A 23,815-nucleotide genomic window follows, 5' to 3' on the forward strand; every position below is an offset into this window, starting at 1 on the left:
ATCATGGCTAGGCAAGTGTTTTTTTTGAATATTTACACTTTGTGATACAGTTTTTGACCTTGCTCTTGATAAACCTCTTTCATCGCTTTGAGGCCTTCTTCAACCTCTGAATTGCTATTAGTGAGGTTGTTGGCATAGTCACGAACATTTTGGGTGATTTTCATTGAACAGAATTTTGGTCCACACATTGAACAGAAGTGAGCGGATTTATGAGCCTCTTTGGGTAAGGTTTCATCATGCATGCTACGTGCTGTGTCAGGGTCTAGACTTAAGTTGAACTGATCATCCCAACGGAATTCAAAACGTGCTTTTGACAAGGCATTATCGCGAACTTGAGCACCCGGATGTCCTTTAGCAAGGTCAGCAGCATGTGCCGCAAGCTTGTAGGTAATAATTCCGTCTTTAACATCTTTTTTGTTTGGTAAACCTAAGTGTTCTTTTGGTGTCACATAACAAAGCATCGCTGTGCCGTACCAACCAATCATGGCTGCACCAATTGCAGATGTAATGTGGTCATAACCCGGAGCGATATCAGTCGTTAAAGGCCCAAGCGTATAGAATGGTGCTTCTTTACACACTTCTAGCTGAAGGTCCATGTTTTCTTTGATCATGTGCATTGGTACATGACCAGGGCCTTCAATCATGACTTGAACATCATGTTCCCATGCACGATGAGTCAGCTCACCTAGGGTTTTAAGTTCGCTGAACTGTGCTTCGTCATTCGCATCTTGAATACAACCCGGACGTAAGCCATCACCTAAGCTAAATGAAACGTCATAAGCTTTCATGATTTCACAGATTTCATCGAAATGAGTGTATAAGAAGTTTTCTTCATGATGCGCTAGACACCACTGCGCCATGATTGAACCACCACGAGACACAATACCTGTTAAACGGTTTGCTGTAAGTGGCACATAACGAAGCAATACACCTGCGTGAATCGTGAAGTAGTCAACGCCTTGCTCAGCTTGTTCAATCAGTGTGTCTTTGAAGATTTCCCATGTTAGATCTTCTGCAACACCATCAACTTTTTCAAGCGCTTGATAAATAGGTACGGTACCGATTGGAACAGGTGAATTACGAATAATCCATTCACGTGTTTCATGGATATTTTTACCTGTCGACAAATCCATAATGGTATCGGCACCCCAACGGGTTGCCCACGTCATTTTTGCAACTTCTTCATCAATTGAAGAGCCAAGTGCTGAGTTACCAATGTTGGCATTAATTTTAACCAAGAAATTACGGCCAATAATCATTGGCTCAAGTTCTGGATGGTTAATATTGGCAGGAATGATCGCACGACCTTCAGCAACTTCTTGACGAACAAATTCAGGTGTAATTTCTTTTAAGTTTTTTGCACCAAAATTTTGTCCAGCATGTTGACGCATATCAACACCTTCACGTTGGCGCTGATTCTCACGAATTGCAATATATTCCATTTCAGGTGTGATAATACCTTGCTTGGCATAGTGCATTTGAGTGACATTTTTGCCAGCTTTAGCGCGGCGTGGGTTTTGAATGTGAGCAAAACGAATGTCAGCGGTACGAATGTCTTTTAAACGTTCTTGACCAAAAGTTGAAGTTAAACCAGAAAGTACGTCAGTATCGTTACGTTCTTCAATCCAGTTTTGGCGAACTGAAGGTAAACCTTTGTCTAAATCAATTTGAACAGTTGGATCTGTATAAACACCTGAAGTGTCATAGACCATAACAGGGGGATTATATTCACCGCCCAGACCAGTTGGAGTATCTGTTAAAGAAATTTCTCGCATCGGAACCTGAATATCAGGACGAGAGCCTTCAATATAAACTTTTTTAGAAGCGGGTAAGATGCGGGTTAAATCTTTTGCATCTTGTTCATGTTGTGCTGAAATTTCAGCAGAAGAGAGATTCGTTAACTGGTTCATTACATGATCCTTATGAATAACATCAACGAATCAAGCACGACCAAAAACGATGGCGGATTTATCTTTGCTAGATAAATTTAAGGCTTAAGTTTTCAGATGGCTTGATTCCTACGCAGGTCTTAACCTGATCAGGTTCAACGGTACTCATGTTCAAACTTGTGTTGCGATAACACGAAATTTACACAATCTCAGCGAGTTATTACTCGCGCTCCGTCAAGCGATTTACAGACTAACATGTTTTAGGTTGGGTGGCATTGTTAATTTGTATCTATACAAACCGCATCCATATGGCAGTCACGATAGACTTCAGTGTTCCATGGAGAATCTAATTTTAATAGCTGCTCGAGTTGTTCATGAGTCATTTGATAATTTGATTTTTTATCGCCATTCTTATCAGTTAAATCTATTTTAAATTGCTTATTGCGCTCCTCTACAGGCGTGGCAATAAACTTAAGAAATAGTTGAGCAGGTTTCGCTAAACTCGATTGGCTTTGTGTAGATAGAAATTGAATTTGTTGAAGCGCATCTTTATCAAACCATGTGTTCGGTGCATATTCATCTGACACAGGCGTATTATCGAGACCAAAGAAAATAAAATAGCGATATTCGTTAAAGAGTAGTTTTGCATCACTAATAAAATGGCTTTTTGGATACTTTTGAATAAACTTTTCCCAAAATAATGCACGTTCAGTGAGCTCTTTCCAAGAAATAGCCAACGCACCATCGTTATAGAAAATATTTTGATTGTCTTTCGCCATACGAGTTAAAAACTCTTTTTGGTCAGCAGGTAAGGCTTTAGAAAAAACATCAACTAAATAGTTTGGCTGACGTCGATAGGTAAACATGCCTTCGCCTTGATAGAGTAGTTCAATATAGGCTTGGCCTTCATGTTGAAGTAAATATTGATCACGTGGGCTCAGTTGGCCGAAGAGTTTTTTCTGACTTTGAATGACCTTTTTAAGGTCTTGTTGTTTATGTTCTAAAACAGCATAGCCAAAAGCTTCAAACGCTCTACCTGTTTTTTCAGTGTAGTCTTGTTTAATAAAACGCTGATACATGGCTGTTGATGCATCAATCAGCTTAAGCTGTTCATCATTTTTTAAAGATGGAACACAGGTTTTAAGCTTTTCATTAATTTGATTTAAGTCTTCTATTTTGCTGTTTTGATTAATCGTGTGCATAGCTACCATAATTTGTAAGCAGCTACTGTCTTGTTTTTGAGTGACCTTTTGCTCAGTTGATTTTTGATCTTTAGATACAGTCTGATCTTGCTCTGATGTTTTATTACATCCAGCTAAAAGTAGTGCGCTGCACATACTCATCATTAGAACTTTTTTCATCATTATATTTTTATCAAAGTGAATATTGCTCAAATTATAACTCGGAAAAAGATTGCATCATTGTTAGAAATCTTTATTATTAGGTAGGTCGGTCTACTTAAGTTAAAGCTATGAATGATAAAACAGCAAGACAGAAAATTCTCGATGCCGCTTCAACTTTGTTTTATAACGATGGCATTACTGCAACTGGAATTAACTCGGTTACGGCTAAAGCAGATGTTGCTAAGATGTCGCTTTATAATAATTTTTCTTCAAAAGGTGAGCTTGTCGATGCCTACATTGCTGCACGACATCAAGAGTGGCTTGATCTCTACCAAAAGCGTTTAGAAAAAATAAAAACAGCTAAAGAAGCCATCTTGGCCGTATTTGATGCCTATCAAGACCATGCAGAATTTGCCTATGAAAAAGGCTTTCGAGGTTGTGGGTTATTGAATGCTGCGGCTGAGTTTCCGGCGAATAGTGCAGGGAGAAGTTCGGTAAGACAGCATAAAGAAGAAGTCGAGGCTATTGTTGCTGAGCATTTAAAAAAATTGATATCAGACTCACAGCGGATTAGCTATGTGGCTACGCAGCTTTCTTTTCTTTTAGAAGGCTCTATGGCACGAGCAGGCTTAGAAGGAAATAGTCGTCAACTTCTATTAGCAAAACAAATGGCAGAAGACATTTTAAATAGAGAATGCCCACATGATTAGCCTCATTAAAAATAGTAGCTATGGGGGCACAATTGCGATTTTAGTTGCCTCTGTTTTGTGGGGAACAACCGGTACTGCGGCCGCATTTGCACCGACACTTGGCCCACTCGCTATTGGTGCCGTAGCGATGGGCGGTGGAGGTCTTTTACAAGCTTTGGTCGCATCAAGAGCGATACGTGAAAACCGACAATTTATAAGAGAAAATCTTTTAATACTGCTTTTAGGTGTAGCAGCGGTTGGTATTTATCCTTTGGCTTTTTATTCCTCAATGCATTATGCAGGCATTACGATTGGCACTGTGGTTTCAATTGGTTCTGCTCCACTGATCGCAGCAATTTTAGAGCGTTTTTTTGATCGCAAAGCTTTGTCAGCTATCTGGTTTCTAAGTTTTATTTGCGGTGTGCTTGGCGTAACAATGTTGTTGATGGGTGAAAGTCATGCGGTTCTAGATGGTACAAATCAATGGAACAAATACTTCGGTATTTTTCTTGGGCTTGTCGCTGCTACAACTTATTCGCTTTATTCATGGGCTGCAAAAAGATTAATAGATCGAGGTGTTGCCTCTAAAGCTGCAATGGGCATGATTATGGGTGGTGGGGCAGTTATTTTGCTTCCTACTTTGTTGGTTACAGGTGGTGGGTTATTACAAAGCTCAACCAATTTACTTGTGGCTGGTTATATGATGCTAATTCCTATGTTTTTGGGTTATTTACTTTTCGGTTTTGGACTAAAAACAGTAAATGCCAGCAAAGCGACCACCTTAACTTTATTTGAACCTTTAGTTGCTGCGATTTTTGCCATTGTGTTGGTGGGTGAGCATGTTTCATGGTTGGGTTGGATAGGCATGCTTTTGATTTTTATTTGTATTTTAATATTGTCAAAAACTGAGAACGCTTAAAAAAACTAAAACTTTTAATGGCTTGAGTTTGATTCGAATTTTTCTTAGTCTTAAAGGCAAGTTTTATCGTTGATTTGAACAATGAAAATAAAATTAATGGTCGCTGTTGGCCTTTGGAGTTTTGCATCTTCGAGTTTTGCTCTAGATTTGGTTGAGACTTATGAGCGCGCAAAACAAAATGATCCGACATGGCAAGCCAATCAACAACAATTTGAAGCAGATCAACTTAATTTAGGTTTGGCAACGGGAGCGTTATTACCCACCGTTACACTGTCTGGAAACATTACGCGTAATCGACAAACTGTAAAGCGTTCAAACTTTCCGGGTGTTGATCAAGAAGGTCTTTCTGATGCTTTGGTGAGTAATACCTCAACGACTCGGCAAGCGACCTTAACAGCACGTCAGCCATTGTTTCGAATGGATGCTTGGGAAGGTTATAAACAAGTTAAAACTTCGGTTGCCTTAAGTGAAATTACCTTAAGACTGCAAAAACAAGATCATGTTTTAAATGTAGCAGAAGCCTATTTTAATGTACTGCGTCAGCAGGCACTGAGTGTTGCATACCTACAAGAAGAAAAAGCTTTGCTTGAGCAGCTGAATATGATGAATGCCAAACTCAAAGAAGGTTTGGTGGCGCGTAGTGATGTGAGTGAAGCAAATGCTCAATATCAAAATGCCAGAGCCAATCGTATTTCAACCAATGTTCAATTACTTTTAGCCCAAGAACAGCTGTCTGAATATATTGGTTCTTATCAAGATAAGCTTGCTGTATTACGAAGTGACTTTAGTTTTCAAAAGCCTTATCCAGCAGAACTTAATGATTGGATTTCTTTGGCCCAGCAAAAAAATCTAAAGATTCAGCAAGCCCGTTTACAGCAACAATATAGTGAAGATCAGCGCCGTGTGGAAAAAGCCGCGCTTTATCCTCAAATAGATGCTGTGGCGAGCTATGGTTATACCAAACAGACCCCAGAGACTCTTATTTCGACTGACGGAAAATTTGATCAGGTTGGGGTAGAAATGAACTGGAATTTATTTAATGGCGGGCGCACTCGAACATCAATTAAAAAAGCGACTGTAGAAGCCAGTAAAGCTCAGGCTCAACTTGATGCAGCCATCCGCCGTGCCAATGTCGACGTGAAAAGTGCATTTATGCAGGTTGATACGGACCAAGCCAAACTCGAAGCAAGAAAAGCTGCAATGGATTCATCTTCTTTAGTTTCGCAAGCTTCGAAAGCGAGTTATAACGAAGGCTTAAAAAGTATGGTTGATGTTTTATTGGCCCAGCGTAATGCTTTTTCTGCAAAACAGGATTATCTTAATGCTCAATATGACTATTTATTGAATGTGCTTCGTTTAAAAGCTGCGGTAGGCCAGCTCGGTGAAAAAGATCTGGTTGAGCTTAATAGCTGGTTAACTTATCAGTAATAAAAGGCTTTTATCTGAAATTTAATTTTGTCATAAAAACTTAATGATTGCTGTGTTTTAATGCTCAATCATTTTATTCCTGCGCCATCATGTTGGAGGCTTCCCTTGAGTCCAAGTAATCCGGTGTTAACCCATCATATTTCTTCTCAATTTAATGAAGATTTGCAAGATGTAAACACAAAGTTTATGACCATGGGTGGCTTGGTCGAACAACAGGTCGCAAATGCAATTCATTCTTTGCTTGATACAGACGCAAATTTAGCGATTGATGTTCAATTTAAAGATAATGCAGTCAATCAATATGAACGTGATATTGATGAAGGCTTGACGCTAATTTTGGCGCGTCGTCATCCAGCAGCGATTGACTTGCGTATGGTTATTGCCATGAGCAAAGCCAATACTGACCTTGAGCGTATTGGTGACGAAGCTGCAAAAATTGCCCGTATTGCACAGAACCTTTGTGAAGAGGGTGGTTCGCCTCGTGGCTACATGGAAACACGTCATATTGGTAATCAGGTTCGTGTCATGATTCATGATGCACTTGATGCTTTTGCACGTTTAGATGCAGATCAAGCTTTACGTGTACTTTTAGCCGATGCTGACATTGATCGTGAATATCAGTCAGCAACCCGCACATTAATGACCTATATGATTGAAGATCCACGCCACATTGCCCGTGTTATTAATGTCATGTGGGTTCTACGTTCTTTAGAGCGTATTGGTGATCATGCACGTAACATTGCTGAGCAAGTCATTTATATGGCAAAAGGCTTTGATGCTCGTCATACCAAAATTGAAGAAATTGAAGCTAAAGTCCACGAAAAGTAATTTTGAGCTGAAATATTTAAAAGCCTTGTTTGAAACAAGGCTTTTTTTTATTTGTTTAAAAATAATAGATAAAAAAATGTCCCGAACTTTGGGGGGAAGTTCAGGACAGAAAATCAAGTGCATAAACACGACAGGGATCGTGTTCTTCTTGCTATGAATTGATATTAAGTTCTTTGCTTTTTGATGTCATGTAGAGTCCTGTTCGCTCTATGTAAGGCTTTTTATGCTTGTGTAAGTTTCACGTAAAAAAAGGCGGGTCTATGTGTATAGGACCCGCCTTTTTAATGATGAAGAAGCTAAAACAAACCGATTATTCTGGTTTCCAGCCTTCAGCTTTTTCTACGCTTTCATCATTGTTAAAGAACTTCTCGCGTTGTTCTTCAAGGAACTTCTTCGCATCTGGTTCAAACACGTTTAAGCGTTTTTCATTAATCAGCGTAGTTTGGTGTTTTAACCATTCTTGCCATGCTTGCTTAGAAACATTTTCAAAAAAATCTTGGCCTTTAGCACCTGGGAAAGGAGCGAAATCTAGACCTTCCATTTCCTTTTGATATTTGCGGCAAAAAACTTGTCGACTCATGGTTTATCCTTAAGCGTATAACTGTTCTAAACGTGTATGGGCACGAGCAATCGCAGCTTCAACCTGTTTTGGTGAAGTTCCGCCAATATGATCACGTGCATTTACAGAAGCTTCTAGTGTTAAGGCTTTATCAAATACATCTGCTGTAATTAAGTCAGAGAATTGTTGTAATTGCTCAAGTGTTAACTCAGATAAATCTTTTTCTTCAGCAACACCTAATGCAACAGCTTTACCTACAATTTCATGCGCATCACGGAAAGCAACGCCTTTTTTCACTAGGTAGTCTGCAAGATCGGTTGCAGTCGAGAAGCCACGAAGTGCAGCTTCACGCATAATTTCAATATTTGGAACTAATGCAGGAATCATATCTGCGAAAGCCATGAGTGAACCACGAACCGTATCGATTGCATCAAATAACGGTTCTTTATCTTCTTGGTTATCTTTGTTGTACGCCAATGGTTGACCTTTCATGAGCGTAAGTAAGCTAATTAAGTCACCAAATACACGGCCTGATTTACCACGAATAAGCTCAGGAACATCCGGATTTTTCTTCTGCGGCATGATTGAAGAACCAGTACAGAAGCGGTCAGGAATATTCACAAATTTGAACTGTGCAGAAGTCCAAAGAATCAGTTCTTCTGACATGCGTGATAAATGCATCATGATCAGTGCAGCAGCAGCATTAAATTCAATGGCAAAGTCACGGTCAGATACAGCATCAAGAGAGTTTTCAGATACGGCTTCAAAACCTAAAAGTTCTGCTGTATAGGCACGGTCAATCGGATAAGTTGTACCAGCAAGAGCAGCTGAACCAAGTGGCATGCGGTTAACGCGCTTACGACAATCTTGAAGACGTTCAGTGTCACGAATCAACATTTCAAACCATGCTAACAAGTGATGACCAAAAGTCACAGGCTGAGCAGTTTGTAGGTGTGTAAAGCCCGGCATAATTGTATTTACATTTTTGGCAGCCAAGCCTAACAAGCCTTTTTGTAAACGTTCTAATAATTTTAAAATATCATCAATTTCGTCGCGCAGGTAAAGACGAATATCAGTTGCAACCTGATCGTTACGGCTACGGCCTGTGTGTAATTTTTTACCTGTAATGCCAATACGTTGAGTCAAACGTGATTCAATGTTCATGTGAACATCTTCAAGATCGATGCGCCACTCAAAGTTTCCAGCCTCAATTTCTGAGCGAATGGTGCTTAAACCTTCAATAATGTCATCGCGTTCTGCTTCTGTGAGTACGCCAACTTTCGCAAGCATGGTAGCATGCGCAATCGAACCAGCGATGTCTTGTTTATAAAAACGTTGGTCAAACTGAACAGAGGCGGTAAATTCGGCTACAAAAGCGTCCGTCGCTTCAGAAAAACGACCACCCCACATACCTGAGGTTTGGTCTGGGGTTACTGAATTAGGGGGATTTGAAGATGTGGTCATGGTGGCTCAGTAAAATAAAAAAGAGTATATCACTTGCCGAAGCTCAACAAACAAAGTTGTTTCCTACAGCATACCGAAATCAAAATTCCTCCTATTTTTTTACGAAAAACGGGCGTTGGCAACACTTATTCGAATTAATTATCGCAAGTAATGTTTTGGCACTGGTCTTAGCATTGGCTGAAGCACAGTCTTGGCAAGCCTTGAGCGGGGGAAGGCTTTTTCAATACATCGTTTTTATTAATTGGGTAATATTGTCGTTTTTTGCATTGGTTGAGCGTTTTCAAGTTTTTTTTAGCACTTTACGTCAAGAGTTTGCCTTGGTTATTGGCTTTATCATGTTGCAAGGTATTGTTGTTTTAACCACTTTAATGAGTAATTTTTTTCAGTTTGGTCTTTTAAATAAACATGCGTCATTAACGCAGGGCTGGAGCATTTATTTTACCAATGTGCCTTTATATCTAAGCTATGGAATATTACTCGGGGCTTTCTGCCTACGTTATTTATATGTCAGAGAACAGTGGTTACATCAGCAATATGCAGAATTAAATGCCCGTATTCAAGCCATGCAAGCGCGAATTCATCCACATTTTTTATTTAATAGTCTAAATAATGTAGTCAGTTTAATTGCGATAGATCCTGATAAAGCAGAAAGCATGCTCATTAGCCTGTCACGTTTATTTCGTGCCAGCTTCCAAGAATTGAAATTGGTGAGTCTGCATGAAGAAATCGAGCTAAGTAAACAATATTTAATGATTGAACAGGTGCGTTTGGGGGAGCGTTTAAAAGTAGATTGGAAAATCGAGCTTTCACCTGTGCAACTCAAACAGATCACCATTCCTTTATTGACATTACAACCTTTGTTAGAGAATAGTATTTTTCATGGGGTAGAACCAATGATGGGTAAGGCAACCATAGGGGTATTGGTTGAAATATTGCAAAATCAGGTCAGTATAGTCATTACCAACCCATATACAGACGATACAATAAATTCAAGGAAAGGGCATGGAATCGCGCTTGAAAATGTTAAGCAGCGCCTGAAAGCATATTATGGGAGTTCCGTAAGATTTCAGGTTTATAAAGGTGAAACCTTATATACCACCATTATGAGCTATCAATATCAAACAAAATAATAAGTTAGTCAGAGTTAACCATAAAAAAATGGATCAAGTTAACGGTGACAAGGAGGATGAATGAAGGTGCTGATTTGTGATGACGAACCACTTGCAGTGGAGCGATTATCACGTTTAGTTTCAAAGATGGGACATGAAGTTGTATCAACGGCTCATCATGGACAAGAAGCCTTGGAACAGGCGCGGCTTCATCAACCGGATGTAATTTTACTTGATATTCAAATGCCAGGTATGAATGGTCTTGTCTGTGCGGAACAGATAAGTCAGCTAAATCCTCGACCTGCGATTGTATTTTGTACGGCCTATGACCAACATGCATTGGAAGCATTTAAGTCTCAAGCTCAAGCTTATCTTCTTAAACCCATTGATTCTCAAGAACTTGAACAAGTTTTTAGTCAATTGACTCAGCTTACTCAAGCACAGCTCAATGCTTTACCACAACATGATTTTTTACATGATCTAAAAACACAACGACATCAAATTGCTGCAAAAACCTATCGTGGGGTTGAGCTAATTCCAGTTGAAAATATTTATTATTTTTTAGCCGATCAGAAATATGTCACGGTGCGTCATCAAAATGGCAGTGTATTAATTGATGAAACTTTAAAAGAGCTTGAAACCGAATTTGCAGATCAATTCATTCGTATTCATCGAAATGCATTGGTTGCAATTGCATATTTAGATGGACTGGAGCTCGTTAGCTCTGGGCAATATCAGGTTCGTTTACGTGGACTAGATGAGCGACTTTCTGTGAGTCGTCGACATTTATCTATGCTTAGAGAGCGGATCCATCAGCTCTAAAGTTAAAAAGAGTTATCTTGGGCGTGCGAGATTTTACTTGCAATTTTAAGGGATCAAGTTAAGTTTAGGGTGTATCGTTTGACCAGCCCATGCTTGAATTTATGAAAACCTTGAAAATTGCTACACGACAAAGCCCACTTGCTCTTTGGCAGGCAGAATATATTCGTGCCCGATTACAGGAGCTTCACCCAGATTTAACGGTGGAGTTGGTTAAATTTGTCACGCAGGGCGATAAAATCTTAGATACGCCTTTAGCAAAAATTGGTGGGAAAGGGCTGTTTGTTAAAGAGTTAGAAGCAGCACTTTTAGATGGGCGTGCGGACCTCGCTGTACATTCAATGAAAGATGTGCCAATGGCACTACCAGAAGGTCTAACTTTGGCAGTCATCTGCGAACGTGAAGACCCATTAGATGCTTTTGTTTCAAATACTTTTGAAAAATTTGCCGACTTACCTCAAGGTGCAAAAGTGGGCACCTCAAGTTTACGCCGTAAATCTCAAATTTTAAAACAACGTCCTGATTTGCAAATTATTGACTTACGTGGAAATGTTGGCACACGTTTAGCGAAACTAGATGATGGTCAATATGACGCTATTATTTTAGCTAGTGCTGGTTTGAAGCGTTTAGGATTGTCAGAACGCATTCGTCATTGTTTAACACCAGATATTAGTTTGCCTGCGGTGGGCCAAGGTGCGTTGGGCTTGGAATGTCGTGCGGCTGACCAAGATGTATTAGCTTTAATTCAACCGCTATTACACGAAGAAACCGATGTTTGTGTACGTGCTGAGCGTGCTTTTAATGCCTATCTTGAAGGTGGTTGTCAGGTTCCAATTGCAGGTTATGCAACCCTACAAAATGGACAAATCCATATTGAAGGTCGTGTCGGAAGTCCTGATGGGAAAACATTATTACGTGCTGAACTGACAGATGACGCTAGCAATGCTCATCAACTGGGTGAAAACCTTGCTCGAAACTTACTTGATCAAGGTGCGGGTGAGCTATTAAAGGCTCTTTACTAAACCATGTTGTTTATTAATACTCGACCTGATTCTCGTGCAGCTGAATTAACAGATGCTTTGCAAAATGAAAGTTATCAGGTTGAGTCTTTACCTCTTTTAGAACTCGTTGCTAACCCCTTTTCCGAACACTTACTTCAGCTTTACCAACAATTAGTTAAAGCACAAGCTATTGTTGTGGTCAGCCCAACTGCTGTTGATATGGGTATGCAGTACTTAATACAAAGTGGTTTAAAGCTAGATGACTTAAAACATATTCAGTGGATTGCGGTCGGGCAGGCTACTGCTAATCGCCTTCATGAATATGGCGTTGACGCACATATTCCAGATGTGGAAACTTCTGAGGGAATGTTAAATCTGCCGATTCTTCATAATCTGAAGCAGGCCGATAGTGTCGCTTTCTGGCGAGGAGAGGGTGGACGTCAATTTATGATGGAAACTTTGCAGCAGCAAGGCATTCAGATTTTAAATTTCGTTTTATATCATCGGCAATGCCCAGAAACCTCATATTCTACATTCAAACATCTGACACAGAATTCAAATTATAATTTAGAAAAATGGCTTGTCTTAATTACCAGTGAGGCCAGCTGGAAATATTGGTTAGAGCTTTGTTCAAAAAATAATGTACAACCTGATTGTGTATATTTGGTTTTAGGACCACGTCTTTTTCAAATTGTTAAAGAATATCGTGATCAACAACAGGCTCATTTTCACATTATTCAACTTGAAAATTTATCGCCTTCGGGGATGATTCATCACATTCAGGCATTATAAGGATTCGTATGAGAAAACTTGTTTCTATCATCATTTTACTGGGCATGGCTTGGTTGGCTAAGCTCAGTTACGATATGTGGCAAATTTCTCGTACTGTTCCCGAGCTTAAGCAAAGTCTGCTTCAATCAGAACAGCACTATGCCAATCTAAATGATCAATTGGTTGCTTTACAGCGACAACTACAGAATCAACCTGTAAATACAGGCGATAAACTAAGTTCAGTAGGGCATCCGGATGCTCCACCAGCAGGTATTGCTCCTACAGTTTTAATTAAACAAAAGTTAGATTTAATTCAATTTGCAATTGATCAGCAGCAATTGATTTATGCAGTTGATCAATTAAATCAGTTGCAGCTATCTCTCGTGCACTATGAAATTGCTCCAGCATTGCAACATAGTTTGAGCCAATCGCTTGAGCAGGATAAGCAAGCAGTTCAACAATTCACTTTGGCTCAAAATCAGCGCCATCAATTGATCGACGATTTATTACAGACGATTGATAAAAATATTCAGCAAGCTTTAGCTCAGCCTAAGCTTGAGATGGATCAATCCGAGTCTGTGTCTTGGTGGAAAAAATGGTTCCGCATAGAAAAAGTAGAAACGCCGTCTATTAATTTAATGAATCGAAGTGTGGTACTCAAAGAAGTACAATTAAGACTATTAATTGCTGAACAGGCACTCAATCAAGGCAAAATGACAGAGTACCAAAACGAGTTGCAATCTGTGATGCAAAAGCTAGATGAAATGCCTGATGCAACGAGTCAACAGTTAAAAAAACGTATTGCTAAAGTGGCACATTTATCGATAGTGCCTGTTCCTAAATTATCTACACTTGGTCTAATTGGCTCATAAGGAGGAGATATGAAACACCTCCTGTCGGTTTATTTCGTAATTAGTTTAATACTCTTTGCCGCTTTAGCTTTATTGAGTTATGGCTATGGAATGGGGTATGTCTACATCTACTGGCGACAATTGCAGTTGCAAACAAATGTCTGGGGATTAACCCTTGCTTTTGTGGTAATGAGCTTTATTGCTCAACTTATATGGCTTTGGGTTAAACGTTATTCCTCTCGCGAGCAGAGGAAAAGTGAAAACATCTTCCAGTTTAAAAACCTTCATCCTTATGAACAATTAGGTATTGTCTGGTTATTAGAGGCCGCCGAAGATCAACGTGTATTTATTGAACGTGTTTTTACTCAGTCAGCACTTTTAAAAAATATTATTGATGCCAAATTTCTGGTTTTAAGTGGAGACTATCCAAAAGCATTGGCTGCTTTAGATCAATCACCGCCTATGGCATTTGAATTGGCAGAGTTAGAGCGAATCGAAATCTTTTTAGCCCAAAACGAGGCTGAACGTGCATTAACTCATCTTGAGTTTTTATACCAGCATCAGTTGTCGCCTTGGCTTGAGGAAATAGAAACTGCTTATCAGCAACGATTAACAGCGTTATGGGGGCAATTGGCGCTGCAACACCCATGGGTGTATTTACGGTCAATGAAGTATGGTTTGCTAGATGCTGAGCACCGAGATTTATGGTTGCAGCAACTTCTTCAGCAGTTTGATGAAGCTTCTGTTGATGATCTGCATGCTTTGCAACAACGTTATCTAGATTTAGAGTCTGAAATTCAAACTCGACCTTATAGCAGTAAGTTGTTATGGCTCAAACTATTGGCGCGTATGCCTGATATGAGCATGCAGCACGCAGCCTTAACACTACACTTATTAAAAGAACAGTTCGATCCAGAAGTGTTTTATCTGTGGTTTCAGCAACAGCTGCTTAAACAGGTTCCAGACTATGCAGATGTCGAAGAAAAAATTATCGAGTTTGAAAATCAATATATGAATTTGCCTGTTTTAACCTTTGCAAAATGGCATGTCTATATGGCAACTGGACGTCAAGCAGAGGCTGAAACATTATTATCATTATATCCGGATAATATTTTAATGAGCTATTTACGTATTAAGTCTACGCTTAATGAAGATGAAGTATTAATCAAACAGTTAAACCTAATCTTTGAAAATGATGCGAATTTTTTAAAATTTAAAATATGAGGCAAAAATGAAAGAACTGTCTGTCTACCCGATAATATATGAACAGAAAGTCGCATGGGGAGATATGGATGCTTTCGGTCATGTCAATAATGTACAATATTATCGATATATTGAAAGCTCGCGTATTTTATATATGGAAGCTATAAATATATTAACGCCACAATTATATACCGTTGTAGCCTCAAGTCAGTGTAAATATTTAAAGCCAGTTTTTTATCCAGATATATTGAAAGTCGGTGTTCGCGTGGAAGAGCTCCGTAATAGTGCATTCCGTATGGCTTATATATTATGGAGCGAAACACAGCAACAAATCGTGGCTACTGGCGAAGCAGTTATGGTCTGCGTAGATAAATTAACAGAACGAAAATGTGAAATACCTCAGGAAATAAAACAAAAAATTATTGAGCTAGAAAAATCTGTTGGGCATGACTTAATACATTTATCTTAAATAAATATTAATAAAATATATTTCATTTATAATTGATAATGTAATTAAAAGGTAATTTTTTTAGTTATTCTGATGAACATGGCTTTCAAACTATTGCTTATTGAATAGATTATAAATAATATTGGTCTTGATTTTATGTTTTTAAATTTTGTCTGTATTATTTTGAATTGTCTGTAAGACTGGAGTATTTATTAATGAAACCGGATATCAGTGAATTATCTGTTGAAGAGTTAAAACGCTTACAAGAAGAAGCGGAAGCTTTAATTGCAAGTAAAAAAGATCAAGCAATCGAAGATGCTTATAATCAAATTATCGAGATCGCTGAAAATGTAGGTTTTAGTGTTGAACAACTTCTTGAGTTTGGTGCTCAAAAACGTAAGAAAACAACACGTAAATCTGTTGAGCCACGTTACCGCAACAAAAACAATTCTGAAGAGACTTGGACTGGCCGTGGTAAACAACCACGTTGGTTAGTTGCTGAAATTGAAAAAGGCGCAAAACTTGAAGATTTCTTAATCTAATCGTATTGCCGATTTAAAAAACCAGGCAGATTTGCCTGGTTTTTTTATGCATAAAAATATCTAAAGTGTGTTTTAAAAATTATTTAAGAAATTGGGTGTTTAAATTCATCTTTAAATAGATTGTTGAGATCAAATTTGCATTTAGTTCTTTTAGCACTCGGTTTTCATGATTTTGTCATACGTTCAACTTATAGTCTTAATACCGAAGCCAAGCCCGATTGCTTGGTTTTTTTATATGAAGTGAATTGGCGATGTTGAAAAAGTATGCATAATGTCAGACTAGAGAGCTACTCTCAAAATAAGGACGATAATTTGCATGTTGGTAAGGCTGAATGAAGAAAAAGTCTAAGCAATGGAAGTGGTGGTTATTTGCACTCATTGCATTTTTAATTTTTATTATTTTACAGATCCCGGCGACGTGGCTAATTTCTAAATTTTCAAAGAATAATCAAACTCTACACAATGTAAGTGGAAATATCTGGCAAGGCCAAGCAGATTGGCGGCGTGGTACTTTGAGAGGCTCGATTCATTGGAAAACTAGACCTCTTGACCTGTTTTTATTACGGTTCGCTGCTGATGTAGATATCCATAGTGGAAATACCCAATTATCTGGGGTAATGGGCTATGGCGTGGGTAAAAAAGTAATTGTAAAAGCTATGAATGGTCAGGTTGCGCCTGAAACATTAAAACAAATTGTGAACTGGCAATGGCCTGTGAATAGTATCCAGTTAAAAGATATTAATTTTAATTATAAAAAAGAGCAGGGTTTCGCCGCAGTTGATGGTCAATTGCATTGGGGTGGCGGTGCTTTAATTTATAATATTGGTGATCGTCAAGACCGGATGAATATGCCTTCTTTAAATGGGCAACTAACGGATCAAAACGGTCAATTACAAGTTGATATACGTGATCAACGCAGTCAGAAAATGGCGAATCTTTTATTAGATGCCAACATGATGCTTGATGTGCAGCTTACGCAAAGATTATTACTGAATATTCCATCTTATGATGGAAAAGCTGGTTTAGATACATTTGTCATTAGTTCTCGTCAGCCCTTAATACAAGGGGGTAACTAATGAAAGTGTGGATTGAGAAATTACAGCACCTACAATGGCAAAAATTAGATCGGTTAAGTGTGGTTGTATTTGCCGTTTTAATTCTATGGCTGTGCTGGAAATTGGCTTCATTATTTTGGTGGGTGATTGCACCTCCTCAAATGATGCAGTTTGATCGGGTAGAGTTAGGATCACAGCAATCACAAATTCCTAACATTAGTACTTTTTCGCTTTTTAATGAACCTTCAGCCAATGCAGCTCAGGAAAATGTCAACCTAGAATTACAAGGCGTGATGTTGGGTTATCCGAACCGTTTTTCTTCGGCTGTTATTAAGCTTGATAATACTGCTGACCGGTATCGGGTGGGAGAAACAATAGGTTCTACCTCTTATCAGTTGGCAGAAGTTTATTGGGATCACGTGATATTGCGTCAAGGTAATGGAAGTACGCGTGAGCTTCAGTTTAAAGGTTTGCCAAACGGTTTATATCAACCTATGACGCCAGATGCCTCACAAGCAACTGCGACTGCGCCTCAGTCATCGGCACCTGTTAATACGACTCAAGAGGCGTTAGGGCAGGCTATTCAGCAAATGCAGGGGAACCGTGAACAATATCTACGTGATATGGGTGTAAGCGGGAACTCAAGCGAAGGTTTTGAAGTTACAGAACGTACACCCACTGCGCTTAGAAATAAGTTAGGTTTAAGGCCGGGTGACCGGATTGTTTCCTTAAACGGTCAAACGGTTGGGCAAGGGCAAACGGATGTGCAGTTACTTGAACAGGCTCGTCGAGCTGGGCAAGTGAAATTAGAAATAAAACGTGGTGATCAAGTGATGACCATACAACAAAATTTTTAGTGATAACACGTCACCATAAGAGTTAGGAATTATCGCAAGTTATGGCTTTATTGAATCATCAACGTCCACTTTGGGCATTACTTGCAGCAGCCCCATTGATTGCGACAGTGAGCAGCAGCGTCTATGCCCAGACATGGAAGATCAATTTACGTGATGCTGACTTAACTGCATTTATTAATGAAGTTGCAGACATTACGGGGAAAAACTTTGCAGTAGATCCGCGAGTGCGTGGCAATGTCACAGTAATATCGAATAAACCCCTTAATAAAGATGAAGTTTATGACCTATTTCTTGGGGTCTTGAATGTAAATGGGGTGGTGGCAATTCCTTCAGGGAACACCATCAAACTTGTGCCAGATAGTAATGTTAAGAACTCGGGAATCCCTTACGATTCTAGAAATAGACTGCGTGGTGATCAAATCGTCACTCGAGTCATTTGGCTTGAAAACACAAATCCAAATGATTTAATTCCAGCACTTCGCCCTTTAATGCCGCAATTTGCACATATGGCTGCGATAGCAGGCACTAATGCGCTAATTGTTTCGGACCGAGCTGCAAATATCTATCAACTTGAAAATATCATTCGTAACCTCGACGGTACAGGGCAAAATGATATTGAAGCTATTAACTTGCAATCAAGTCAGGCAGAAGAAATCATTACTCAACTTGAGGCAATGAGCGCTACGGGAGCATCTAAGGATTTTAACGGGGCCCGTATCCGTATTATTGCAGACAACCGAACAAATCGTATTTTAGTAAAGGGCGATCCTGAAACGCGTAAACGTATTCGCCACATGATCGAAATGCTGGATGTGCCTTCAGCAGACCGCTTGGGCGGCTTAAAAGTTTTTCGATTAAAATATGCAAGTGCAAAAAACTTATCTGAGATTCTACAAGGCCTCGTAACAGGACAAGCTGTTTCTTCGTCAAATAGCAATAATTCTTCTAATTCATCGAATCCAATCAATAATTTGATGGGTAATAACCAAAATTCCAGTTCAAACACCTCTGGTTCAAATGGTAGCTCAATTTCTACGCCATCTATTAACCTAAATGGTAATTCAAACAGTAGTAATCAAAACAATATCTCTAGCTTTAGCCAAAATGGTGTGAGTATTATTGCGGATAATGCCCAAAACTCGTTAGTGGTTAAGGCTGACCCACAATTAATGCGTGAAATTGAATCTGCGATTCAGCAGCTAGATGTTCGCCGTCAGCAAGTTCTTATTGAAGCTGCCATTATTGAGGTTTCGGGTAAAGATGCCGATCAATTAGGGGTGCAATGGGCACTTGGTGATATCAATAGTGGTATTGGTTTAATTAATTTTACGAACGCTGGTTCAAGTCTAGCTTCACTGGCAGCTGGTTATTTAACGGGCGGTGCTTCTGGTTTGGGAAGTGCAATTGGAGCAGGTAGTTCAATTGCATTAGGAAAGTATAAAGAGGGTGCAGATGGTTCTCGCCAACTTTATGGAGCTTTAATTCAAGCTCTAAAAGAGAATACAGCTTCTAATTTGTTGTCTACGCCTTCTATTGTGACGATGGATAATGAAGAAGCTTATATTGTTGTCGGTCAGAATGTTCCATTTGTAACAGGATCGGTCACTACAAACAGTACAGGCATCAATCCATACACAACTGTTGAGCGTAAAGACGTAGGCGTGACATTAAAGGTTATACCTCACATAGGTGAAAATGGCACAGTTCGACTTGAAATTGAACAAGAAGTTTCGAATGTTCAGGCGAGTAAAGGTCAAGCGGCCGATTTAATTACCAATAAACGTGCGATTAAAACAGCTGTATTGGCTGAGCATGGGCAGACAGTAGTTTTGGGTGGTTTAGTTTCTGACGATGTTGAATTTAACCGTCAAGGTATTCCTGGGTTAAGCAGTATTCCATATGTAGGTCGATTATTCCGCTCGGATACTCGAAGCAATGTAAAACGTAATCTTCTCGTCTTTATTCATCCAACAATTGTGGGTGATGCAAATGATGTGCGCCGTTTGTCTCAGCAGCGCTACAATCAGCTTTACAGCTTACAATTGGCGATGGATAAAAATGGCAACTTTGCCAAATTGCCTGAACAGGTTGATGATGTCTATAATCAAAAGATGACACCGCCAAGTATTGCCTCTCAGCCAAAAAATTATCAGCAGGTTCCTTCAGGTGGCAAAAGCTCGACAGTAACAACACCTGTAGCTGTACAGCCATCGGTTCAAAGACAAACATTACAGTTGCCTGAACCTGAAGTTAATCGTACTAAAAATACCGTAACAACAACGACACTGCGTCCAAGCACAGCACCGTAGTAGCATGTTATGATTGATAAAAAATGAATAGGACATACGCATGACTTGGAAATTACAAGCAATTACTGGCGAAATTACTGGCCAAGAAATTAGTGTTGATCGTGATATGTTAGTCGGGCGCCATCAAGATGCTGATGTATTGTTGCAAGCCGCTGAAATTTCACGTCGCCACGCTGCATTGCTTTTAAAAGATCAATTGCTATGGGTGCAAGACCTTAATTCATCAAATGGTACATTCGTAAACGATATTCGTATTGAACAAGAAAAACAGCTGCATGATGGTGATATTGTTCAATTTGCTAGCTTTAAATTTTCTGTATTAGCGCCTGCGAAAGAAATATTAGATTTACCTGAAATCGAAGCAGAACCCGTGCAAACTGCTGCACTAACACAAGACCTAAGTGATCAAGGAATGCCAAGTCTTGCAGAGCGTGCTGCAGAAACAGAAGTTCGTCGTGATGGTATGCCACAGAATATCTCTATACCAAAGCCTGCACCTATTCCAGAGGGTGTGGATGTCAATGTAAAACAACCATCACCTGTTGCCTTTGAGGAGCCTGTTTCTCGTGTTGCTGAAGAAAAAGAGCAACAGAAGAATGCCTCAGTTGGTTTAATCACTATTATTATTTTAGTAATTTTAGCTTTATTGGCATGGTTATTCTTTAAATAATCCATTGCTGCTTTTACAATCAAGGCATGCTAAACGCATGCCTTTTAAATTTTGAGAAGAAGAAGATGTCTGTTGCACAATTAAGTAAGCGCGATTTAATTTTATTTGATCTAGATGGAACACTAGTTGATTCTGCTGCTGATTTATATAGATCAATGAATTTAAGTTTACAAGAATTAAAATGGCCTTTAATAACAGAAGCCCAGATCCGAGCATGGGTAGGTAAGGGAGTGTCTAAACTCTGTGAAAGTGTTCTGCTTCATATTTTTGAAAAATTAGATGCTGAACAGCATAAAGTCCTCTTGCAGAAGTTTGTTGACATATACGGTGCTGAACTTTGTGTGAATACTCAAATTTATCCTGGTGTAACTGAGTTTTTAAAGCATTGTAAAACTTTGAATATACATATGGCATGTGTTACCAATAAGCCTGTGCAACTTGCTCAAGGGTTACTTGATGCATTAGAACTTTCTTCTTATTTTCAAGTTGTACTTGGAGGCGATAGCTTGCCAGAGAGAAAGCCACATCCATTACCTTTGTTGCATTGCATGCAAAGTCTACAAATATCTGCGTCACAATCATTAATGATTGGCGATTCAAGTAATGATATTGAGGCTGCGCGTCGTGCGGGAATTGATTGTATTGTGGTTAGCTATGGCTATAATCATGGAGAAAATATCTATGATTGCAAACCTCAGCAAGTGGTTGATAGTTTGGCTGAGTTAATTATCTAATGAGTGAAATGGAGATCAGCATGAATAAGCGTATGGTTTTTCGATGGCGTGTCTAAATCGAAACTAGAAAAACACACTTTTAAATCGAAACCATATTAGAGAAAAATTCATGACTACTTTAGCGCAATTCGAACAACTTAAAGCATCAGGTTACAACACTATTCCAGTTTATCGTCAGCATTTGGCAGATACGGAAACACCTTTATCTGTTTTTGCTCGTTTTAAGGAGCAAAAACAAGCTTATTTATTTGAATCGGTTGAGGGTGGTGAAAACTGGGCGCGTTACTCCATGATTGGTTTGGGTGAGTCGACAGTTTTTTCATGTAATGCTGGCGTTTTATCTATACAGGATGCTGATGGTTCGATCACACAAGAAGATTGTCTAGATCCATTTGAATATATTCGTGAATTCCAGAAGCAATTTACAGTTCCACCAGCTGAGCTTTTACCAGACTTACCAAGTTTTACTGGCGGGCTAGTTGGTTATTTAGGCTATGATGCAGTTCGCTACATAGAGCCACGTTTAAAAAATGTTCCTGCGGCTGATCCAATTACATTGCCGGATTTATGGTTAATGCTCTCAAAAACGGTCATTGTCTTTGATAACCTTAAAGATACTCTGTTTTTAATTGTTCATGCCGATACAGCACAGCCAAATGCTTATGAAGATGCGCAGCAAAAGTTAGATCAATTGGAACAGTTGTTGGCTACACCAGTTAGTTTGCAAGCTAAGCCGCATACACCCCCACATTTTGAATCGATTACAGGTAAAGCGAAATTTCTTGAGACCATAGAAAAGGTTAAAGAATACATCCGCGCGGGCGATGTTATGCAGGTTGTTCCTGGTCAACGTATGGTTTCCGACTTTGATGGAGAGGCTTTACAGGTTTACCGTGCTTTACGTCATTTAAACCCTTCGCCTTATTTGTTCTTAGTACAAGGTCAAACAATTACGGATAAAAAACCATTCCATATTGTAGGGTCATCACCTGAAATTCTCTCTCGTCTTGAAAATGGTATTGCGACAGTTCGCCCGTTGGCTGGTACTAGACCACGCGGAAAAACTAAAGAAGAAGATATTGCTTTAGAAAAAGACTTACTTTCTGATGAGAAAGAAATCGCAGAGCATTTGATGTTGATTGACCTTGGTCGAAATGATGTTGGGCGAGTTTCTAAAATTGGTAAGGTCAAAGTGACTGATCAGATGGTCATTGAGCGCTACTCGCATGTCATGCACATCGTTTCAAATGTACAAGGTGAAGTGCGTGATGATATCGATGCACTAGACGTATTTAAGGCAACTTTTCCAGCAGGTACTTTATCTGGCGCACCGAAAATTCGTGCAATGGAAATTATTGATGAAGTAGAGCCTGTAAAAAGAGGTGTTTTTGGTGGGGCAGTGGGATATTTAGGATGGCATGGTGAAATGGATATGTCGATTGCAATCCGTACGTGTGTAATCCGTGATAAAAAAGTGTATGTACAGGCTGGAGCGGGCTTAGTTGCTGACTCAAATCCTGAATCAGAATGGAATGAAACCCAAATAAAAGCTCGCGCAGTGATCAAAGCGGTTGAATTATCATCAAACGGATTGATTTTATGAGTTTTTAGCAGTTTTTTTAAAAAAACTGCTTGCATCGTTTGGAAGTTTTGCTAAACTGCACACCGTTCCGATACGAAACGTACGAAACACTAAGAAGCGCCGGCATAGCTCAGTTGGTAGAGCAACTGACTTGTAATCAGTAGGTCCACAGTTCGAATCCGTGTGCCGGCACCATTTAAAGTGTGAAGTTGTTAAGTGTAGGATAACACTGAAATAAGTGTGATATGGTGAGATTCCCGAGCGGTCAAAGGGGGCGGACTGTAACTCCGCTACGAAAGTTTCGAAGGTTCGAATCCTTCTCTCACCACCATTAACTTCGATTGAAGTGCTAAGTATACCAGCATCGTGCGGGAGTAGCTCAGTTGGTAGAGCGGCAGCCTTCCAAGCTGCATGTCGCGAGTTCGACCCTCGTCTCCCGCTCCATCGAAGGATAATCGCTCTTATAGCTCAGTGGTAGAGCACTCCCTTGGTAAGGGAGAGGTCTCGAGTTCAAATCTCGATAAGAGCTCCAGATACAGTTTAGTAGATTTTCTACAAAGATTTAAAAAGCAGGCTTATTAGTCTGCTTTTCAAGTATTGGGTGTTTGATTTTTTAGGCGATATGTCGATGCTGAGTCTTGCTCAGAATTGTGTTCGACGTAAACGAGGACTATAAACATGGCTAAGGCTAAGTTTGAACGTAATAAGCCACACGTAAACGTGGGCACAATTGGTCACGTTGACC

22 protein-coding genes, 4 tRNA genes, 1 pseudogene and 1 riboswitch are annotated in these 23,815 nt (G+C 39.5%); of the genes and pseudogenes, 23 read left to right on the forward strand and 4 right to left on the reverse strand.

Translation table 11 applies throughout. The features are described 5' to 3' along the window. Positions 1 to 32: 32 nt before the first annotated feature. Both thiC and QLG01_RS10355 read right to left on the reverse strand, forming a co-directional pair. Positions 33 to 1,910: a phosphomethylpyrimidine synthase ThiC gene (gene thiC / locus QLG01_RS10350; RefSeq protein ID WP_282496396.1), complete on the reverse strand. Its 1,878-nt coding sequence runs from the start codon at positions 1,908 to 1,910 to the stop codon at positions 33 to 35. Positions 1,911 to 1,998: 88 nt separating this feature from the next. Continuing rightward, a riboswitch (TPP riboswitch) is annotated at positions 1,999 to 2,133 on the reverse strand. Between the two features lie 34 nt (positions 2,134 to 2,167). Next, a complete protein-coding gene (locus QLG01_RS10355; protein WP_282496397.1) occupies positions 2,168 to 3,253 on the reverse strand; it encodes a hypothetical protein in 1,086 nt (361 codons plus the stop codon). 107 nt (positions 3,254 to 3,360) lie between these two features. On the opposite strand from QLG01_RS10355, the gene QLG01_RS10360 reads away from it, so the two are divergent. The 4 genes from QLG01_RS10360 to phoU all read left to right on the forward strand — a co-directional run bounded on the left by QLG01_RS10360 (position 3,361) and on the right by phoU (position 7,096). Further along, positions 3,361 to 3,942 carry a TetR/AcrR family transcriptional regulator gene (locus QLG01_RS10360; RefSeq protein WP_151767120.1) on the forward strand — a complete coding sequence of 194 codons (582 nt, stop codon included), beginning with the start codon at positions 3,361 to 3,363 and terminating at the stop codon, positions 3,940 to 3,942. Further along, positions 3,935 to 4,840 (forward strand): EamA family transporter, encoded by a 906-nt coding sequence (locus QLG01_RS10365; RefSeq protein ID WP_282496398.1) that lies wholly within the window; start codon positions 3,935 to 3,937, stop codon positions 4,838 to 4,840. Before QLG01_RS10360 ends, QLG01_RS10365 begins: the two co-directional genes overlap by 8 nt. A 96-nt stretch (positions 4,841 to 4,936) precedes the next feature. Continuing rightward, entirely contained in the window at positions 4,937 to 6,268 is a 1,332-nt protein-coding gene (locus tag QLG01_RS10375) for a TolC family outer membrane protein (RefSeq protein WP_081402087.1), read from the forward strand. Between the two features lie 105 nt (positions 6,269 to 6,373). Next, on the forward strand, positions 6,374 to 7,096 hold the full coding sequence (gene phoU, locus QLG01_RS10380) for a phosphate signaling complex protein PhoU (protein ID WP_013199117.1): 723 nt from the start codon (positions 6,374 to 6,376) through the stop codon (positions 7,094 to 7,096). Between the two features lie 310 nt (positions 7,097 to 7,406). Here phoU and QLG01_RS10385 read toward each other — a convergent pair whose 3' ends face one another. Then, the gene (locus QLG01_RS10385) at positions 7,407 to 7,676 is read right to left on the reverse strand and encodes an oxidative damage protection protein (RefSeq protein WP_004795121.1); all 270 of its coding nucleotides are present in this window, start codon (positions 7,674 to 7,676) and stop codon (positions 7,407 to 7,409) included. A 9-nt stretch (positions 7,677 to 7,685) separates the two neighbouring features. Continuing rightward, a complete protein-coding gene (argH, locus tag QLG01_RS10390; protein ID WP_034590825.1) occupies positions 7,686 to 9,119 on the reverse strand; it encodes an argininosuccinate lyase in 1,434 nt (477 codons plus the stop codon). Between argH and QLG01_RS10395 the strand changes: the two genes are divergently transcribed. From QLG01_RS10395 to QLG01_RS10485, 19 genes and pseudogenes are all read left to right on the forward strand, one after another. After that, positions 9,110 to 10,249 carry a histidine kinase gene (locus tag QLG01_RS10395; RefSeq protein WP_282496399.1) on the forward strand — a complete coding sequence of 380 codons (1,140 nt, stop codon included), beginning with the start codon at positions 9,110 to 9,112 and terminating at the stop codon, positions 10,247 to 10,249. The two genes, argH and QLG01_RS10395, sit on opposite strands and share 10 nt — an antisense overlap. Positions 10,250 to 10,309: 60 nt before the next feature. After that, entirely contained in the window at positions 10,310 to 11,050 is a 741-nt protein-coding gene (locus tag QLG01_RS10400) for a LytTR family DNA-binding domain-containing protein (protein ID WP_282496400.1), read from the forward strand. Between the two features lie 101 nt (positions 11,051 to 11,151). Beyond that, complete coding sequence (gene hemC / locus QLG01_RS10405) at positions 11,152 to 12,069, forward strand: hydroxymethylbilane synthase (RefSeq protein WP_282496401.1); 918 nt, start codon at positions 11,152 to 11,154, stop codon at positions 12,067 to 12,069. A 3-nt stretch (positions 12,070 to 12,072) separates the two neighbouring features. Next, positions 12,073 to 12,840: a uroporphyrinogen-III synthase gene (locus QLG01_RS10410; RefSeq protein WP_282496403.1), complete on the forward strand. Its 768-nt coding sequence runs from the start codon at positions 12,073 to 12,075 to the stop codon at positions 12,838 to 12,840. An 8-nt stretch (positions 12,841 to 12,848) separates the two neighbouring features. Further along, on the forward strand, positions 12,849 to 13,691 hold the full coding sequence (locus QLG01_RS10415; protein ID WP_282496404.1) for a hypothetical protein: 843 nt from the start codon (positions 12,849 to 12,851) through the stop codon (positions 13,689 to 13,691). A gap of 9 nt (positions 13,692 to 13,700) precedes the next feature. Beyond that, a complete protein-coding gene (locus QLG01_RS10420; protein ID WP_192455850.1) occupies positions 13,701 to 14,894 on the forward strand; it encodes a heme biosynthesis protein HemY in 1,194 nt (397 codons plus the stop codon). A 7-nt stretch (positions 14,895 to 14,901) separates the two neighbouring features. Further along, positions 14,902 to 15,342, forward strand: coding sequence for a thioesterase family protein (locus tag QLG01_RS10425; RefSeq protein WP_198308297.1), 441 nt, complete (start codon positions 14,902 to 14,904; stop codon positions 15,340 to 15,342). A gap of 194 nt (positions 15,343 to 15,536) precedes the next feature. Then, the gene (locus QLG01_RS10430; protein ID WP_002053185.1) at positions 15,537 to 15,863 is read left to right on the forward strand and encodes an H-NS histone family protein; all 327 of its coding nucleotides are present in this window, start codon (positions 15,537 to 15,539) and stop codon (positions 15,861 to 15,863) included. A gap of 332 nt (positions 15,864 to 16,195) precedes the next feature. Beyond that, positions 16,196 to 16,939, forward strand: coding sequence for a type II secretion system protein N (gene gspN / locus QLG01_RS10435; RefSeq protein ID WP_005301710.1), 744 nt, complete (start codon positions 16,196 to 16,198; stop codon positions 16,937 to 16,939). Then, positions 16,939 to 17,775 (forward strand): type II secretion system protein N, encoded by an 837-nt coding sequence (locus QLG01_RS10440; RefSeq protein ID WP_282496405.1) that lies wholly within the window; start codon positions 16,939 to 16,941, stop codon positions 17,773 to 17,775. Before gspN ends, QLG01_RS10440 begins: the two co-directional genes overlap by 1 nt. Positions 17,776 to 17,816: 41 nt before the next feature. Next, entirely contained in the window at positions 17,817 to 20,084 is a 2,268-nt protein-coding gene (gene gspD / locus QLG01_RS10445; RefSeq protein WP_174743872.1) for a type II secretion system secretin GspD, read from the forward strand. Between the two features lie 40 nt (positions 20,085 to 20,124). Beyond that, complete coding sequence (locus QLG01_RS10450) at positions 20,125 to 20,754, forward strand: FHA domain-containing protein (RefSeq protein WP_199944030.1); 630 nt, start codon at positions 20,125 to 20,127, stop codon at positions 20,752 to 20,754. Positions 20,755 to 20,819: 65 nt separating this feature from the next. Continuing rightward, positions 20,820 to 21,488, forward strand: a complete 669-nt coding sequence (locus QLG01_RS10455) for a phosphoglycolate phosphatase (RefSeq protein ID WP_282496406.1) — start codon at positions 20,820 to 20,822, stop codon at positions 21,486 to 21,488. A 109-nt stretch (positions 21,489 to 21,597) separates the two neighbouring features. Beyond that, complete coding sequence (gene trpE / locus QLG01_RS10460) at positions 21,598 to 23,091, forward strand: anthranilate synthase component I (protein WP_282496407.1); 1,494 nt, start codon at positions 21,598 to 21,600, stop codon at positions 23,089 to 23,091. Positions 23,092 to 23,189: 98 nt separating this feature from the next. Then, positions 23,190 to 23,265, forward strand: a tRNA-Thr gene (locus tag QLG01_RS10465). Positions 23,266 to 23,317: 52 nt separating this feature from the next. Beyond that, a tRNA-Tyr gene (locus QLG01_RS10470) sits at positions 23,318 to 23,401 on the forward strand. 37 nt (positions 23,402 to 23,438) lie between these two features. After that, positions 23,439 to 23,514 (forward strand) — tRNA-Gly (locus tag QLG01_RS10475). 13 nt (positions 23,515 to 23,527) lie between these two features. After that, positions 23,528 to 23,602: transfer RNA gene (locus QLG01_RS10480), tRNA-Thr, on the forward strand. Positions 23,603 to 23,748: 146 nt separating this feature from the next. Further along, positions 23,749 to 23,815 (forward strand): annotated as a pseudogene (locus tag QLG01_RS10485) (elongation factor Tu); the annotation flags it as partial.

This window comes from Acinetobacter sp. V89_4 (assembly GCF_029967875.1).
GTDB classification, from domain to species: Bacteria; Pseudomonadota; Gammaproteobacteria; order Pseudomonadales; family Moraxellaceae; genus Acinetobacter; species Acinetobacter oleivorans.